Here is a 16,754-nt window from a genome sequence, read left to right on the forward strand (position 1 = left end):
CGTTTTATCCTCATGGCCCTCTACGTGACCATCAAAAAGTGGCTGATCGGTTGTGCTACGCAAGGCAGAAAATTGTGTTTGTCTGTTGGAGCGAGTGTGGGGCCGCGCAGGGGCCGAACCTTATCCATGGGCGACATGGCCCAATCTGTTCCCGACGCGCAAGCCCCGGTAGTTAAGGGCTGGTCGCGATAAGTATGTGAATGTCGCAGATAGGTAAATGGCCGTTCAGGCGCCTGCGCACAATCGCCAACATGAAGGCCGGCAGTCGGCCGTGGAGATCAGCATGTCCAATAACTTCCTGAACCCGGTCACGACCCAGACCTGGGCCAATGGCCGACATATCGTACGTTGCGTCAAAGTCATCCAGGAAACCTGGGATGTGCGCACGTTCTGCTTCATGGCCGACCAGCCAATCATGTTCTTTTTCAAGCCGGGGCAGTTTGTCACCCTGGAGCTGGAAATCGAAGGCCAGCCGATCATGCGCTCCTACACCATCTCCAGTTCGCCGTCGGTGCCCTACAGTTTTTCGGTGACCATCAAGCGCGTGCCGGGGGGCAAGGTTTCCAACTGGCTGCACGACACCCTGCATGAAGGCCAGGAGCTGGCGGTGCACGGGCCGGTGGGGTTGTTCAACGCCATCGATTTTCCGAGCCCGAAAGTCCTGTACCTGAGCGGTGGCGTGGGGATCACACCGTGCATGTCCATGGCGCGCTGGTTCTACGACACCAACGCCAATGTCGACATGACCTTTATCCACAGCGCCCGCTCGCCCAAGGACATCATCTATCACCGCGAGCTGGAACACATGGCGTCGCGGATCGACAACTTCAGCTTGCACCTGATCTGCGAAAAACATGGCCTGGGCGAGCCCTGGGCCGGGTATCGCGGTTATCTGAACCACAAGATGCTGGAATTGATGGTGCCCGACTTCCTCGAGCGCGAGGTGTTCTGCTGCGGCCCGACCCCGTACATGACCGCGGTCAAGCGCCTGCTGGAAGCGGCCGGCTACGACATGAAGCGGTATCACGAGGAATCCTTCGGCGCTACACCACCGGAAGCCCGCGCCGACGCCGTGGAGCAGGCCGAACAGGCTGCAGACGCGCCGGAAGTCGATGCGGCGGACCTGCACCTGGTGGAGTTCACCTCCTCTGGCAAGAGCATTCGCGTGGGCCCGGGCGAAACCGTGCACGCTGCGGCTGCCAAGCTCGGCATGATGATCCCCAAGGCCTGCGGCATGGGCATCTGCGGCACCTGCAAGGTGTTGAAGCTGGGCGGGGAAGTGGAGATGGACCACAACGGCGGGATCACCGAGGACGACGAGGCCGAGGGCTACATCCTGTCGTGCTGCAGCGTGCCGAAGGGGGATGTGCGGATCGAGTTCTGATCCGTTCTCTCTGGCGGGTGATGAGCTCTTGTGGCGAGGGGATTTATCCCCGCTGGGCTGCGAAGCAGCCCCAAAACAGCCAGCTCGGTCAGCCTGATACAGCGCGGTTGTGGGTTTTCAGGGCTGCTTCGCAGCCCAACGGGGATAAATCCCCTCGCCACAGGTTAATCATGTCCTCGGCCCAACAGTGGTCGGGCCCGGTCTTGAATGAGTCTTTACTTAGCCGGCCATCACTTCTCGAATATCCGCCGCCAATTCCCTCACCCGCGCTTCTTCGGTATCCCACGAGCACATGAACCGCGCGCCGCCCTTGCCGATGAAGGTGTAGAAGCGCCAGCCGCGAGCGGTCAGCGCGGCGATGGCCGGTTCCGAGAGTTGCAGGAACACGCCATTGGCCTGGACCGGGAACATCAGTTCCACGCCGGGAATGTCGCTGACCAGCTCTGCCAGCAATTGGGCGCAGTGGTTGGCGTGGCGGGCGTGCTTGAGCCAGGCCTGGTTTTGCAGCAAACCGACCCAGGGCGCGGAGAGGAAACGCATCTTCGAAGCCAGTTGCCCGGCCTGTTTGCAGCGGTAGTCGAAGTCCACGGCCAGGTCGTGATTGAAGAACAGGATCGCTTCACCCACCGCCATGCCGTTTTTCGTACCGCCAAAGCACAACACGTCCACGCCGGCCTTCCAGGTCAGGTCGGCCGGGGAGCAGCCGAGGAAGGCACAGGCGTTGGAAAAGCGCGCGCCGTCCATGTGCAGGTTCAGCCCCAGTTCCTTGCAGGTGACGCTGATGGCGCGGATTTCTTCCGGGGTGTAGACACTGCCGACTTCCGTGGCCTGGGTCAGGGTCACGACCCGGGGCTTGGGGTAGTGGATGTCCTGGCGCTTGAGGGCGATCTCGCGGATCGACTCGGGGGTCAGCTTGCCGTTTTCAGTGCGCGCCACCAACAGTTTGGAACCGTTGGAGAAGAACTCCGGCGCGCCGCATTCGTCGGTTTCGACGTGGGCGGTTTCCGAGCAGATCACGCTGTGGTAACTCTGGCACAGCGACGACAGCGCCAAAGAGTTGGCCGCCGTGCCGTTGAACGCGAAGAACACTTCGCAGTCGGTTTCGAACAAGGCCCGGAAGTCGTCCGCCGCGCGGTGGGTCCACTCGTCGTCCCCGTAGGCGCGTTGGTGACCCTGGTTAGCTTCTTCCATGGCCGCCCAGGCTTCGGGGCAAATGCCGGAATAGTTGTCGCTGGCAAATTGTTGACTCTTGTCGGTCATGGCCTTGCTCCTTGAATAGAGAGTCCTGGGTAAAGAGATCCCTGGCGGAATGCCTGGATGGGGCGTTCCATGGTTCGGCGTGTTTGGGTCCACAGCGCCGTGGTCGATACTGGTGCGCACTTTACCCAAGATTAGCGGGGGAACACACCGGATGTTGCTGTCAGAAAGTCACAAGGTCTTCGGGCCGCTATACACATGAGCCGGCGTGACGGCGCCCTGGACCTGCTCAAGTGGCTGGCTCTTTTGTCGATGGTCCTCGATCATCTGCGATATGTCGGTTTTTCCGTCGATTGGTTGTATGTGCCAGGACGGTTGGCGTTCCCGTGGTTCTGCCTGGCGATGGCGGCGAACCTGGGGCGCGGTGGAACCCACGTCGCTCCATGGCGTTACCTGGGCTGGCTGCTGCTATTTAGTGCCATCAGCGAAATCCCTTACCGCTTGTTCATTCCCGACCCCACCACCCTGAATGTGATGCCAACCCTGGTGTTGGGGTTGTTGGTGGCGCGCTGCTGGCAGACGCCCACCCTGGAGGCGCGGTGCCTGGCCGCGATGGCGTTGCTATTGGCGGCGCTGTTTTCGTCGCGGCTGATGTTCGGGTTCTTCGGTGTGCTGCTGCCGCTGGCCGCGCTACTGGTGTTGCGCCGACCCTGGTATTTCGCGGCTTTGCCAGGGGTAGTCTGCGTGGCGGCCAATCAATGGCGAGAGTTGTATGGCGCGGCGTGGCTGGGGGATGGGGTGGCGCTCTGGGGGTTGTTGGCCTGCCTGATCGCGCCAGGGCTTGGGTTAGTGGTTTTGCGACAGGCCGGTCGTTTTCATCCGCCTGCGATGCGGCGTTGGGCGTATGGCCTTTATCCGGCGCATTTTCTGGTGTTGCTCGTGGTTCGCCAGATCGCCGCGTAACCCCTTGTGGAATGGGGGACCTGTGGCGAGGGGATTTATCCCCGTCGGGCTGCGAAGCAGCCCCAAAGCCTTTATCCAAGCAATACCTGACACTCTGGGGCGCCTGCTTTCAGGGCTGCTTCGCAGCCCAACGGGGATAAATCCCCTCGCCACAGATAAATCCCCTCGCCACAAGGACCGTGTCTCTGGTTCAAGCAGGACCATGCCCCTAGTCCAAACAGGACCATGTCTGTTCCTATGTCGTAAACGCACCTTTGCGTGGCGTCCATAGGCATTTGACATGCCTGCGCCAGCCATACCATCGCATCCAAAGGGCACGACCGAACGGTCCGTGCCTCACCGAGACGAAAGGCGCACCGCCGCCGCTGGGAGAGACGCGATGTTCAGCAAGCAAGACCAAATCCAAGGCTACGATGATGCACTGCTGGCGGCGATGAACGCCGAAGAGCAACGCCAGGAAGATCACATCGAACTGATCGCGTCAGAAAACTACACCAGCAAGCGCGTGATGGAGGCCCAGGGCAGCGGCCTGACCAACAAGTACGCCGAAGGTTATCCAGGCAAGCGCTACTACGGTGGCTGCGAGCACGTCGACAAAGTCGAAGCCCTGGCCATCGAGCGCGCCAAGCAGTTGTTCGGTGCCGATTATGCCAACGTCCAGCCGCACTCCGGTTCTTCGGCCAACAGCGCCGTATACCTGGCCCTGCTGCAAGCTGGCGACACCATCCTGGGCATGAGCCTGGCCCACGGCGGTCACCTGACCCACGGTGCCAAGGTATCGTCCTCGGGCAAGCTCTACAACGCGGTGCAATACGGCATCGACACCACCACCGGCCTGATCGACTACGACGAAGTCGAGCGCCTGGCGGTCGAGCACAAGCCGAAAATGATCGTTGCCGGTTTCTCCGCTTACTCCAAGACCCTGGACTTCCCACGTTTCCGCCAGATCGCCGATAAGGTCGGTGCCCTGCTGTTCGTCGACATGGCCCACGTGGCCGGTCTGGTCGCCGCCGGTCTGTACCCTAATCCACTGCCTTACGCCGACGTGGTCACCACCACCACCCACAAGACCCTGCGCGGTCCACGTGGCGGCCTGATCCTGGCCAAGGCCAACGAAGAGATCGAGAAAAAGCTCAACGCCGCGGTATTCCCCGGCGCCCAGGGCGGCCCGTTGATGCACGTGATCGCCGGCAAGGCGGTGTGCTTCAAGGAAGCGGCGGAGCCTGCCTTCAAGGCTTACCAGCAGCAAGTGATCGATAACGCCCAGGCCATGGCTGGCGTGTTCATCAAGCGCGGCTACGATGTAGTGTCCGGTGGTACCGATAACCACCTGTTCCTGGTCAGCCTGATTCGTCAGGGCCTGACCGGCAAGGACGCCGATGCTGCCCTGGGCCGCGCCCACATCACCGTCAACAAGAACGCCGTGCCGAACGACCCGCAATCGCCGTTCGTGACCTCGGGCCTGCGCATTGGCACCCCGGCGGTGACCACGCGTGGTTTCAAGGTGACCCAGTGCGTCACACTGGCCGGCTGGATCTGCGACATTCTCGACAACCTCGGCGATGCCGATGTCGAGGCCAATGTCGCGCAGCAAGTAGCGGCCCTGTGCGCGGACTTCCCGGTTTATCGCTGAGTCGGTTTTGGAGTAATGACTATGCAACGCTATTCGGGCTTCGGCCTCTTCAAGCACTCTCTCAGCCATCACGAAAACTGGCAGCGGATGTGGCGTACGCCGACACCGAAAAAAGTCTACGACGTGGTCATCGTCGGCGGTGGCGGGCATGGCCTGGCGACCGCCTATTACCTGGCCAAGGAACACGGCATCACCAACGTGGCCGTGGTCGAGAAGGGCTGGTTGGGCGGCGGTAACACCGCGCGCAACACCACCATCGTGCGCTCCAACTACCTGTGGGACGAATCGGCCCACCTGTACGAACACGCGATGAAATTGTGGGAAGGCCTGTCCCAGGACCTGAACTACAACGTGATGTTCTCCCAGCGTGGCGTCTACAACCTGTGCCACACCCTGCAGGACATCCGTGATTCCGAGCGCCGGGTCAGCGCCAACCGCCTCAACGGCGTGGACGGCGAGCTGCTCAACGCCAAGCAAGTGGCCGACGAGATCCCCTACCTGGATTGCTCGAAAAACACCCGCTACCCGGTGATGGGCGCCACCGTCCAGCGTCGCGGCGGCGTGGCCCGTCACGATGCCGTGGCCTGGGGCTTTGCTCGGGCGGCGGACGCGTTGGGCGTGGACCTGATCCAGCAGACCGAAGTGATCGGTTTCCGCAAGGAAAATGGCGTGTGCATCGGCGTGGAAACCAACAAGGGCTTCATCGGCGCCAAGCGCGTCGGCGTGGTGACCGCCGGTAACTCCGGACACATGGCCAAGCTCGCCGGCTTCCGCCTGCCGATCGAGTCCCACCCGCTGCAAGCGCTGGTGTCGGAACCGATCAAGCCAATCATCGACAGCGTGATCATGTCCAACGCCGTGCACGGCTACATCAGTCAGTCCGACAAGGGCGACCTGGTGATCGGCGCCGGTATCGACGGCTACAACGGCTACGGCCAGCGTGGTTCGTACCCGGTGATCGAACACACCATCCAGGCCATCGTCGAAATGTTCCCGGTGCTCTCGCGGGTGCGCATGAACCGTCAGTGGGGCGGCATCGTCGACACCACGCCGGACGCCTGCCCGATCATCTCCAAGACCCCGGTGCCGAACATGTTCTTCAACTGCGGTTGGGGCACCGGCGGCTTCAAGGCCACCCCGGGCTCGGGCAACGTCTTCGCTGCAAGCCTGGCCAAGGGTGAAATGCACCCACTGGCCGCGCCGTTTTCCATCGACCGTTTCCACAACGGCGCATTGATCGACGAACACGGCGCTGCTGCCGTCGCCCACTAACAGGAGAAATCCCTATGTTGCACATCTTCTGTCCTCACTGCGGCGAACTGCGCTCCGAAGAGGAATTCCATGCATCCGGCCAGGCGCATATCCCGCGTCCGCTGGATCCGAACGCCTGCACCGACGAGGAGTGGGGTGACTACATGTTCTTCCGTGACAACCCACGCGGGTTGCACCATGAACTGTGGGACCACGTCGCCGGTTGCCGCCAGTACTTCAACGTGACCCGTGACACCGTGACCTACGAGATTCTCGAAACCTACAAGATCGGCCAAAAGCCGCAGTTCACCGACAAGGCTGACAGTCCGAAAGCGGCTGCACAGGCTCTGGGAGAGAAGGTATGAGCCAGATCAATCGCCTGTCCAACGGCGGACGGATCGACCGCAACAAAGTGCTGAGCTTCACCTTCAACGGCCAGACCTACAAAGGTTTCGAGGGCGATTCCCTGGCCGCTGCACTGCTGGCCAACGGCGTCGACATCATTGGCCGCAGCTTCAAGTATTCCCGCCCGCGCGGCATCTTCGCCGCCGGTGCCGAAGAGCCGAACGCCGTGCTGCAGCTCGGGGCCACCGAAGCCACGCAGATCCCGAACGTGCGCGCCACGCAACAGGCGCTGTACCAAGGTTTGGTCGCCACCAGCACCAACGGCTGGCCGAACGTGAACAACGACATGATGGGCATTCTCGGCAAGGTCGGCGGCAAGCTGATGCCGCCGGGTTTCTACTACAAGACCTTCATGTACCCGCAATCGTTCTGGATGACCTACGAGAAGTACATCCGCAAGGCCGCAGGCCTGGGTCGCTCGCCGACCGAGAACGATCCGGACACCTACGACTACATGAACCGCCACTGCGACGTGCTGGTCGTCGGCGCTGGCCCTGCTGGTCTGGCCGCCGCACTGGCCGCGGCCCGCAGCGGTGCGCGCGTCATCCTGGCCGATGAGCAGGAAGAGTTCGGCGGCAGCCTGCTCGACTCCCGTGAGAGCCTCGACGGCAAGCCCGCGACCGAATGGGTCGCTGCGGCGGTGGCCGAACTGCGCGCGATGCCAGAAGTGGTGTTGCTGCCTCGCGCCACGGTGAACGGTTACCACGACCATAACTTCCTGACCATCCACGAGCGCCTCACCGATCACCTCGGTGACCGCGCACCGATCGGCCAGGTTCGCCAGCGCATCAACCGCGTCCGCGCCAAGCGCGTGGTGCTGGCGACCGGTGCCTGCGAGCGTCCGCTGGTCTACGGCAACAACGACGTGCCGGGCAACATGCTGGCCGGCGCGGTGTCCACCTACGTGCGTCGCTACGGCGTGGCACCGGGCAAGAAACTGGTGCTGAGCACCAACAACGACCATGCCTATCGCGTGGCCCTGGACTGGTTCGACGCCGGCCTGCAAGTGGTGGCCGTGGCCGACGCGCGCAGCAACCCGCGTGGCGCGCTGGTGGAAGAAGCCCGCGCCAAGGGCATCCGCATCCTCACCGGCAGCGCCGTGATCGAAGCCCGTGGCAGCAAGCGCGTCACCGGGGCACGTGTTGCCGCGATCGACGTCCGCGCCCATAAAGTCACCAGTCCTGGCGAATGGCTGGACTGCGACCTGGTGGCCAGCTCCGGCGGCTACAGCCCGGTGGTTCACCTGGCGTCGCACCTGGGCGGCAAGCCGATCTGGCGTGAAGACATCCTCGGTTTCGTACCGGGCGAAGCACCGCAAAAGCGCGTATGCGTCGGTGGTGTGAACGGTGTCTACAGCCTCGGCGATACTTTGGCCGATGGCTTCGAGGGCGGCGTGCGCGCGGCCAGCGAAGCCGGCTTCAAGGCAGTGGAGGGCGTGTTGCCCAAGGCCCTGAGCCGTCATGAAGAGCCGACCCTGGCGCTGTTCCAGGTGCCTCACGAAAAATCCACTGCACGGGCGCCGAAGCAATTCGTCGACCTGCAGAACGACGTCACTGCCGCCGCCATCGAACTCGCCACCCGCGAAGGCTTCGAGTCGGTGGAACACGTCAAACGCTACACCGCACTGGGCTTCGGTACCGACCAGGGCAAACTGGGCAACGTCAACGGCCTGGCCATCGCGGCTCGTTCGCTGAACGTGAGCATCCCGCAGATGGGCACCACCATGTTCCGTCCGAACTACACGCCGGTGACCTTCGGCGCGGTGGCTGGCCGGCACTGCGGGCACATTTTCGAGCCGGTGCGTTTCACCGCGCTGCATGCCTGGCATGTGAAGAACGGTGCCGAGTTCGAAGACGTCGGCCAGTGGAAGCGCCCTTGGTACTTCCCGAAAAACGGTGAAGACATGCATGCCGCGGTCAAGCGCGAATGCAAGGCGGTGCGTGACAGCGTCGGCCTGCTCGATGCCTCGACCCTGGGCAAGATCGACATCCAGGGCCCGGATGCCCGTGAGTTCCTCAACCGCGTCTACACCAACGCCTGGACCAAGCTCGACGTGGGCAAGGCCCGCTACGGCCTGATGTGCAAGGAAGACGGCATGGTCTTCGACGACGGCGTAACGGCCTGTCTGGCGGACAACCACTTCCTGATGACCACCACCACGGGTGGCGCGGCGCGCGTGCTGCAATGGCTGGAGATCTATCACCAGACCGAATGGCCGGACCTGAAGGTGTACTTCACCTCGGTCACCGACCACTGGGCAACCATGACCCTGTCGGGCCCCAACAGCCGCAAGCTGCTGAGCGAAGTCACTGACATCGACCTGGACAAGGACGCTTTCCCGTTCATGACCTGGAAGGAAGGCCTGGTGGGCGGCGTGCCGGCGCGGGTGTTCCGGATCTCGTTCACCGGTGAACTGTCGTACGAAATCAACGTGCAGGCCGACTACGCCATGGGCGTGCTCGAGCAGATCGTCGAGGCGGGCAAGAAATACAACCTGACCCCGTACGGCACCGAGACCATGCACGTACTGCGGGCCGAGAAGGGCTTCATCATCGTCGGCCAGGACACCGACAGCTCGATGACCCCGGACGACTTGAACATGGGCTGGTGCGTAGGCCGCACCAAACCGTTCTCGTGGATCGGCTGGCGCGGCATGAATCGCGAAGATTGCGTGCGTGAAGACCGCAAGCAACTGGTGGGCCTCAAGCCGATCGACCCGAATGTCTGGCTGCCGGAAGGCGCGCAACTGGTGTTCAACACCAAGCAGGCGATCCCGATGACCATGGTTGGCCACGTGACCTCCAGCTATGCCCACAACTCCCTGGGTTATTCATTTGCCATGGGTGTGGTCAGGGGCGGCCTCAAGCGGATGGGCGAGCGCGTGTTCGCGCCATTGGCCGACGGCAGCGTGATCGAGGCAGAGATTGTTTCTTCGGTGTTCTTCGATCCGAAGGGGGATCGGCAGAATATTTGATACCTGATCGTTCCCACGCGCTGCGTGGGAATGCATCCCGGGACGCAGAGCGTCCCAAAAGCGGACGCAGAGCGTCCATGGCGGCATTCCCACGCAGCGCGTGGGAACGATCAATCTACGAGACAGGTGCTCCACATGACCGCAGTCAACGTGTACCAACAACGCCCAACCACCGGGGCCAAGGCCGAGTCGTCGCTGCACCATGCCGACCTCGCCAGCCTGGTGGGCAAGGGCCGCAAGAACGCCGGTGTCACCGTGCGCGAGAAAAAACTCCTGGGCCACCTGACCCTCCGTGGCGACGGTCACGACCCGGCGTTCGCCGCCGGCGTGCACAAGGCCCTGGGCCTGGAATTGCCAGGCGCCCTGACCGTTATCGTCAAGGGTGAAACCAGCCTGCAATGGCTCGGCCCGGACGAGTGGCTGCTGGTAGTGCCTACCGGCGAAGAGTTCGCTGCCGAGCAGAAACTGCGTGAAGCTTTGGGCGACCTGCACATCCAGATCGTCAACGTCAGCGGCGGCCAGCAGATCCTCGAACTGTCCGGTCCGAACGTGCGCGACGTGCTGATGAAATCCACCAGCTACGATGTTCACCCCAGCAACTTCCCGGTGGGCAAGGCTGTGGGCACGGTGTTCGCCAAGTCGCAACTGGTGATCCGCCACACCGCCGAAGACACCTGGGAACTGGTGATTCGCCGCAGCTTCTCCGATTACTGGTGGCTGTGGTTGCAGGATGCCGCGGCTGAGTATGGATTGAGCGTGCAGGCCTAAAAACACGTTCTAAAGCCGAACACTTTTGTGGTGAGGGGATTTATCCCCGCTGGGCTGCGCAGCAGCCCTCAACCAGCCAGCTCGGTGTATCAGGCCGATCGCATCAAGCTTTTGGGGCTGCTTCGCAGCCCAGCGGGGATAAATCCCCTCGCCACAGGGTTCTGCGCTGTGCGGGGGTTTAGCCATAACAAACAGGAGTCACCGCAATGAGTCGTGCACCAGACACATGGATTCTCACCGCCGACTGCCCCAGCGTGCTCGGTACGGTGGACGCGGTGACCCGCTTTCTGTTCGAGCAGGGCTGCTACGTCACTGAGCACCACTCCTTCGACGACCGGCTCTCGGGGCGTTTTTTCATTCGCGTGGAATTTCGCCAACCGGATGGTTTTGACGAGCAGAATTTCCGCACCGGCCTGGCCGAGCGTGCCGAAGCCTTCGGCATGGTCTTCGAACTGACGCCACCCAACTATCGGCCCAAAGTCGTGATCATGGTCTCCAAGGCCGATCACTGCCTCAACGATTTGCTCTACCGCCAGCGCATCGGCCAGTTGTCCATGGACGTGGTGGCCGTGGTGTCCAACCACCCCGACCTCAAGCCGTTGGCCGACTGGCACCAGATTCCCTACTACCATTTCCCCCTGGACCCGAACGACAAGCCTTCCCAGGAGCGGCAGGTGTGGCAGGTGATCGAAGACACCGGTGCCGAGTTGGTGATCCTTGCGCGCTACATGCAAGTGCTGTCGCCGGAGTTGTGCCGCAAGCTTGACGGCAAGGCGATCAACATCCACCACTCGCTGCTGCCGGGCTTCAAGGGTGCCAAGCCGTATCACCAGGCCTACAACAAGGGCGTGAAACTGGTCGGCGCGACGGCGCACTACATCAACAACGACCTGGACGAAGGTCCGATCATCGCCCAGGGCGTGGAAGTGGTGGACCACAGCCACTATCCCGAAGACCTGATTGCCAAGGGGCGGGACATCGAAGGGCTCACCTTGGCCCGGGCCGTGGGGTATCACATCGAAAGAAGGGTGTTCTTGAACGCCAATCGCACTGTCGTTCTTTAGATTTTTGGGGCCGCTTCGCAGTCCATTTGCGAGCTCGCTTGCGATGAGGCCCTTACAGACAACAAAGAAACAAAGACACAAGCACTAACCCGAGCAATCAACGCGCTGCCTGCCTGGGCAACGCAGTTCCACAAAAACAACAGCGAGGTGAAAGCATGTCTGGTAATCGTGGTGTCGTGTATCTCGGCCAAGGTAAGGTTGAAGTACAGAAAATCGACTATCCAAAAATGCAGGACCCGCGCGGCAGGAAGATTGAGCACGGTGTCATCCTGCGCGTGGTCTCCACCAACATCTGCGGCTCCGACCAGCACATGGTGCGCGGCCGTACCACGGCTCAGACCGGTCTGGTCCTGGGTCACGAAATCACTGGTGAAGTGATTGAAAAGGGCAGCGATGTCGAGAACCTGAAAATCGGTGATCTGGTGTCGGTGCCGTTCAACGTGGCTTGCGGGCGCTGCCGTTCCTGCAAAGAGCAACACACCGGCGTCTGCCTGACCGTCAACCCGGCCCGTGCCGGCGGTGCCTACGGTTACGTGGACATGGGCGACTGGACCGGTGGCCAAGCCGAATACGTGCTAGTGCCGTACGCCGACTTCAACCTGCTGAAGCTGCCGGACCGCGACAAGGCCATGGAGAAAATCCGCGACCTGACCTGCCTGTCCGACATCCTGCCGACCGGCTACCACGGCGCCGTCACTGCTGGTGTTGGCCCTGGCAGCACCGTCTACATCGCCGGTGCCGGCCCGGTTGGCCTGGCGGCTGCCGCTTCCGCACGCCTGCTGGGCGCGGCAGTGGTGATCATCGGTGACGTCAACTCAGTCCGCCTGGCCCATGCCAAGGCCCAGGGCTTCGAAATCGTCGACCTCTCCACCGACACCCCGCTGCACGAGCAAATCGCCGCACTGCTGGGCGAGCCAGAAGTGGATTGCGCCGTCGACTGCGTTGGCTTCGAAGCCCGTGGTCACGGCCATGACGGCGTCAAGCACGAAGCCCCGGCCACCGTGCTCAACTCGTTGATGCAGGTGACCCGTGTCGCCGGCAAGATCGGTATTCCCGGCCTCTACGTCACCGAAGACCCAGGCGCGATCGATGCCGCCGCCAAGATCGGTGCCCTGAGCATCCGTTTTGGCCTCGGCTGGGCCAAATCCCACAGCTTCCACACCGGCCAGACCCCGGTCATGAAGTACAACCGCCAGTTGATGCAGGCGATCATGTGGGACCGCATCAACATTGCTGAAATCGTCGGTGTGCAGGTGATCAGCCTGGATGATGCGCCGAAGGGCTATGGCGAGTTCGATGCGGGCGTGCCGAAGAAGTTTGTGATTGATCCGCATAAGTTGTTTAGTGCGGCGTAAGGTTGGAAGCAAGACGGAAAAAAGGGCGACAGTTATGTCGCCCTTTTTTGTTAGTCGTTATTTTCATTGCTCGCCGCATGCATGCACCAAGGTCCGAAGCCTATTCATTGGCGGACCTGATTGACTTGAACAGTCATAGGGTTGCGCCTGAAAGAACCATGGTATTTAAATGAAATATCCTCATAGATATGAGGGCGCAAAGACTTTATCCCCTCGCTCATCCCCTCGCCTCGGTAATAGTCAATGTCGAGTGCTTTTGAAGGCATATCGGTTACGTATACTTTTAGTACGACTGTTCGTTCGCTTTTTGAGAGCAATGAACGAGCGTATTCCTCTGCAACTCCGGGATCTGTGGCTATGTAGAATCCTTCACCCAGTACCAAGTCTTCCGGTTTGCTGTTGGCCCCTGCATATCCATCCAGAACTCCGCGGTTGAGCAAATTTTGTGCGCTGCTATCCGTAGTGCCATGGTAACCCACAGCATATTGTTTGGTCGGCGAGGGGGCTTCAGCTTTATGGGGGGATTTTTTTTGGCCCAACAAGTTTCTGAGCCCTTTGATAGGGTTAAACCCTTTAGGAAAAAAGAAGTGTCCTGTTGGATCCCGCCTATTAAGCGGATCCCCGTCGCAATAGGTATATGCATTCAGCCCACCCTTACCAAACGGACTCAAACTGTCCGGACTGTTAAATCGCATCAACCCCGGATTGAACACCCGATAACCATTGCCCAACAAATAATGCCCCGTCACCGGGTCCGGCCGTTCGCCATTGAAGCCGAGCAGGCTTAGTAAGCCGTTCTCCGCAGGGCGGTGGCCGTACGGGGTATAGGCGAGGGGATGAGGCTGCGTGGCATCGAGCGCGTGTAGCACCGAGCGTTGTTGATCGGTGGCGAGCAAAGTGGTTCCGACGGCGCCATCCTGGCGCTGTTGTTGCGCCAGGAGTTGCTCGTCCTGTTGGAAAATCGACCGCTCTACCGGGCCCTGGATTTCGCTGGTCAGGCGCTCCTTCAGGTAGAAGCGCTGGGCGCGGGCCTGGGTCGGTGGTGTGCAGTCGGTCAAACGATCCAGTGGGTCGTAGTGGTAACGGCAGAGCACGGTTTCATCTGCGGAGGACATGGGCTTTGTTCTATGGAAAATACAGATAGCAACATCATGTTCAGGTAGAAGGTCGGCTGTCTAGCTAGCAGAAGTGTTAGGTTTAGCTGCCCGCAGCAGCCAGCCCTCACTCATGAAATGAAACCGCCCACTGGTGCAGGCGATCATGTGGGACCGTATCAACATTGCTGAAATCGTGTACAGGTGATCAGACTGCATGACGCACCGAAGAAGTTTTTGATTGAACCGCACAAGTTTTTTTGCGCGACGTAAGCGGCAAAGGGCAAGACGGAAAAAAGGACGACAGTGATGTCGCCCTTTTTTCGGGGGTTTCTTCAGTGGAAACGTAGCAACTAATAAATTTCGATTCTATTTTGCTTGGTAAGATAAGATTTAAGTTTGATTGCGTATTTGTCGTGAGTGCTGCTCTGCCCACTCGTAAGTTGGAGGGCCACCAGGATAGGTAAAAAAGAACGATGTTGGTTGGAAGGCCTCGTCAGTCATCTGCTTGATTCCCGCTTCATACCTGTGCAGATTAGCTTTGTGAGTCGTTCTAGATTCTAGTGTTTTTTGAATGATTTCGTGAAGGTCTTCTATTTCGGATGTGAGGTTGGCGGAGTTTTTTAGTTGATGGGCTAAGAATCTTTCTTGTTTGATTATTTTGTTGCTGTCTTTCCATAGTTTGAATTCGAATCGGGAAATGCGTGGAACTTCATGTTCAGGGCCTATAGGTAATATTAAAAATTCCTCTGTAGGGGATATGAATATATCTATATTTTTTATGTCGTTCGTTGCAGGAAGTGTTATGCCATGAACGTCTATGATCGTAGCCGGATTCGGTCTTTTTATGATTTTTAGGTGCCTTAGTACAGGCTTTAAAAAGTTAGGTAGATGTCCCGTCGGATCGCTTCGATTCACAGGGTCCCCAACGCAGTATCCATACGCATTCAATCCACCCTTTCCAAATGGACTCAAACTGTCTGGGCTGTTGAACCGCATCAACATCGGATTGAACGCTCGATAACCATTTCCCAATAAATAATGCCCCGTCACCGGGTCCGATCGTTCGCCGTTGAAGCCGAGCAGGCTGAGTAGACCGTTTTCCAGGGCTCGGTGACCGTAAGGCGCATAAGCGATAGGGTGAAGCTGCGTTGCGGCGAGCGTTTGTAATACCGACCGGTGGTGATCGGTGGCGAGAAAAGTGGTTTGGACAGTGTCTTCCTGGCGTTGTTGCTGCGCCATGAGTTGGTCCTCCAGTTGAAAAATGGAGCACTGCGCCGTCCCCCGAACTTCTGTGGCTAGACGATCCTTGAGGTAGAAACGTTGGGAGCTGACTTGGGCTGTTGGCGTGCAATCGGCCAAGCGATCCAACGGGTCGTAGCGGTATCGACAGAGTACGTTTTCGCGTTCGAATGGCATCGACAGTACTCCCTGGAGCGTACGCGTATTTCAAAAGTTACTGTGGCACAATTGGTTAAAGTCGTCGACTAGCAACTCTGTTAGGGCCGAGTGGGAAAATACGTCACTCACGTTAACTTACTCAGGGATTTAAATTGACGCTGCTCTATTTACCAGTCGTATCGAATTCTTTTTCCTCTTTCAATAATTTTCCGGGCCTTTTGTTGCCGAAGCCGCAGGTCTTTTGGTGACTCAAATATTGTTTCCATGGGTGAGAAGCGCTCAGTCGGAATAGGTATATACAAATCTTGACGCGTTGTAGGAGGTGTTTTCGGGTCCTTAGTGCTGGGCGAGTGATAAATATTTGTAGGCCGTTCTGTAGCCCGAGGGAACGACCAATAAGTGTGCAGTCGTGCATTGGCAGGCAATGGTGGTAACGGTCCAATTTTTGGAAGTCTCTGCTCTGGCATAGAACTGCTAGGAGCCCCAGCGCTGATTGAGTCTTGGAAGCCGGGCGATGTGGCATTTTTGGGGGGGGCTGGGGTGGGAATAGGCCCGCGCAATGGTTTGGACGAAGCTGAAGCCATCGAACCCGAATTTACGATCCGGGAAGCACTGTTTGCTGCGTTTACAGTCGTGGCTTGAAACGAAGTCGCGGGTGACGGGGTATTTGGTGTCCGAGGTCTTAAGAAGTTTAAAAAGGTTTTCCAAAGACTGGAAAAGCTAACGTAGTGCCCCGAAGGGTCAGTGCTGTTAACAGGGTCGCCTATACAATAGACGTAGGCGTTCAACCCACCCGCCCAAAACGGACTGAAACTGTCTGGGCTGTTGAACCGCATCAACACCGGGTTGAATGCCCGATAACCATTACCCAGCAAATAATGACCCGTCACCGGGTCCGACCGTTCGCCATTGAAGCCGAGCAAGCTAAGCATACCGTTTTCCGGCGGGCGGTGGCCGTAAGGCGTATAGATAAGGGCATAAGGCTGCGTTGCATTGAGTGCGTGCAATACCGAGCGTTGTTGATCGGTGGTAAGCAAAGTGGTTTCGACGGCGCCGTTCTGACGCTGTTGTTGCGCGAGGAGTTGATCGGCCTGCCGGAAAATCGGACGCCCTATAGAACCTTGTATCTCGCAGGCCAGGCGCTTTTGCAGATAAAAGCGCTGGGTACTGGCCTGGGTCGATGGTGAACAGTCGGCCAGACGATCCAATGGGTCGTAATGGTAGCGACAGAGCGGTGTTTCACGGTTAGCAGACATGGGTTGGCT

Annotated in this window: 13 protein-coding genes and 1 pseudogene; 10 read left to right on the forward strand and 4 right to left on the reverse strand. The window is 59.6% G+C overall.

Going from position 1 to position 16,754, the window contains the following annotated elements; translation table 11 throughout:
- Positions 1 to 283 precede the first annotated feature (283 nt).
- The gene (gene gbcB, locus BT116_RS08535; protein ID WP_060743118.1) at positions 284 to 1,384 is read left to right on the forward strand and encodes a glycine-betaine demethylase subunit GbcB; all 1,101 of its coding nucleotides are present in this window, start codon (positions 284 to 286) and stop codon (positions 1,382 to 1,384) included.
- A gap of 219 nt (positions 1,385 to 1,603) precedes the next feature.
- Here the strand turns inward: gbcB and BT116_RS08540 are convergent, their stop codons facing one another.
- A complete protein-coding gene (locus BT116_RS08540; protein WP_072342276.1) occupies positions 1,604 to 2,644 on the reverse strand; it encodes a threonine aldolase family protein in 1,041 nt (346 codons plus the stop codon).
- Between the two features lie 195 nt (positions 2,645 to 2,839).
- Between BT116_RS08540 and BT116_RS08545 the strand changes: the two genes are divergently transcribed.
- From BT116_RS08545 to fdhA, 8 genes are all read left to right on the forward strand, one after another.
- Positions 2,840 to 3,544, forward strand: a complete 705-nt coding sequence (locus tag BT116_RS08545; RefSeq protein WP_083569120.1) for a TraX family protein — start codon at positions 2,840 to 2,842, stop codon at positions 3,542 to 3,544.
- 379 nt (positions 3,545 to 3,923) lie between these two features.
- Positions 3,924 to 5,177 carry a serine hydroxymethyltransferase gene (glyA, locus tag BT116_RS08550; protein ID WP_072342282.1) on the forward strand — a complete coding sequence of 418 codons (1,254 nt, stop codon included), beginning with the start codon at positions 3,924 to 3,926 and terminating at the stop codon, positions 5,175 to 5,177.
- Between the two features lie 21 nt (positions 5,178 to 5,198).
- Positions 5,199 to 6,449 carry a sarcosine oxidase subunit beta gene (locus BT116_RS08555; protein WP_003206307.1) on the forward strand — a complete coding sequence of 417 codons (1,251 nt, stop codon included), beginning with the start codon at positions 5,199 to 5,201 and terminating at the stop codon, positions 6,447 to 6,449.
- A 14-nt stretch (positions 6,450 to 6,463) separates the two neighbouring features.
- Positions 6,464 to 6,793 (forward strand): sarcosine oxidase subunit delta, encoded by a 330-nt coding sequence (locus BT116_RS08560; protein ID WP_014340581.1) that lies wholly within the window; start codon positions 6,464 to 6,466, stop codon positions 6,791 to 6,793.
- A complete protein-coding gene (locus BT116_RS08565; RefSeq protein WP_072342286.1) occupies positions 6,790 to 9,807 on the forward strand; it encodes a sarcosine oxidase subunit alpha in 3,018 nt (1,005 codons plus the stop codon). Before BT116_RS08560 ends, BT116_RS08565 begins: the two co-directional genes overlap by 4 nt.
- A 135-nt stretch (positions 9,808 to 9,942) precedes the next feature.
- Complete coding sequence (locus tag BT116_RS08570) at positions 9,943 to 10,575, forward strand: sarcosine oxidase subunit gamma (protein WP_072342289.1); 633 nt, start codon at positions 9,943 to 9,945, stop codon at positions 10,573 to 10,575.
- A 206-nt stretch (positions 10,576 to 10,781) separates the two neighbouring features.
- Positions 10,782 to 11,639 carry a formyltetrahydrofolate deformylase gene (gene purU, locus BT116_RS08575; protein WP_063324051.1) on the forward strand — a complete coding sequence of 286 codons (858 nt, stop codon included), beginning with the start codon at positions 10,782 to 10,784 and terminating at the stop codon, positions 11,637 to 11,639.
- 155 nt (positions 11,640 to 11,794) lie between these two features.
- Positions 11,795 to 12,994 carry a formaldehyde dehydrogenase, glutathione-independent gene (gene fdhA, locus BT116_RS08580; protein ID WP_063324052.1) on the forward strand — a complete coding sequence of 400 codons (1,200 nt, stop codon included), beginning with the start codon at positions 11,795 to 11,797 and terminating at the stop codon, positions 12,992 to 12,994.
- A gap of 104 nt (positions 12,995 to 13,098) precedes the next feature.
- Here fdhA and BT116_RS30090 read toward each other — a convergent pair whose 3' ends face one another.
- The gene (locus BT116_RS30090; RefSeq protein ID WP_083569121.1) at positions 13,099 to 14,109 is read right to left on the reverse strand and encodes an RHS repeat-associated core domain-containing protein; all 1,011 of its coding nucleotides are present in this window, start codon (positions 14,107 to 14,109) and stop codon (positions 13,099 to 13,101) included.
- Between the two features lie 121 nt (positions 14,110 to 14,230).
- Between BT116_RS30090 and BT116_RS30445 the strand changes: the two are divergent.
- Positions 14,231 to 14,361 (forward strand): annotated as a pseudogene (locus BT116_RS30445) (formaldehyde dehydrogenase, glutathione-independent); the annotation flags it as partial.
- Between the two features lie 120 nt (positions 14,362 to 14,481).
- Here the strand turns inward: BT116_RS30445 and BT116_RS08590 are convergent.
- Together BT116_RS08590 and BT116_RS30095 are read right to left on the reverse strand one after the other, a co-directional pair.
- Positions 14,482 to 15,507 carry an RHS repeat-associated core domain-containing protein gene (locus BT116_RS08590; protein WP_072342292.1) on the reverse strand — a complete coding sequence of 342 codons (1,026 nt, stop codon included), beginning with the start codon at positions 15,505 to 15,507 and terminating at the stop codon, positions 14,482 to 14,484.
- A gap of 149 nt (positions 15,508 to 15,656) precedes the next feature.
- On the reverse strand, positions 15,657 to 16,745 hold the full coding sequence (locus tag BT116_RS30095) for an RHS repeat-associated core domain-containing protein (RefSeq protein WP_083569122.1): 1,089 nt from the start codon (positions 16,743 to 16,745) through the stop codon (positions 15,657 to 15,659).
- Between the last annotated feature and the right edge of the window lie 9 nt (positions 16,746 to 16,754).

It is taken from the genome of Pseudomonas sp. NFACC16-2 (genome assembly GCF_900119205.1).
GTDB classification, from domain to species: Bacteria; Pseudomonadota; Gammaproteobacteria; order Pseudomonadales; family Pseudomonadaceae; genus Aquipseudomonas; species Aquipseudomonas fluorescens_Q.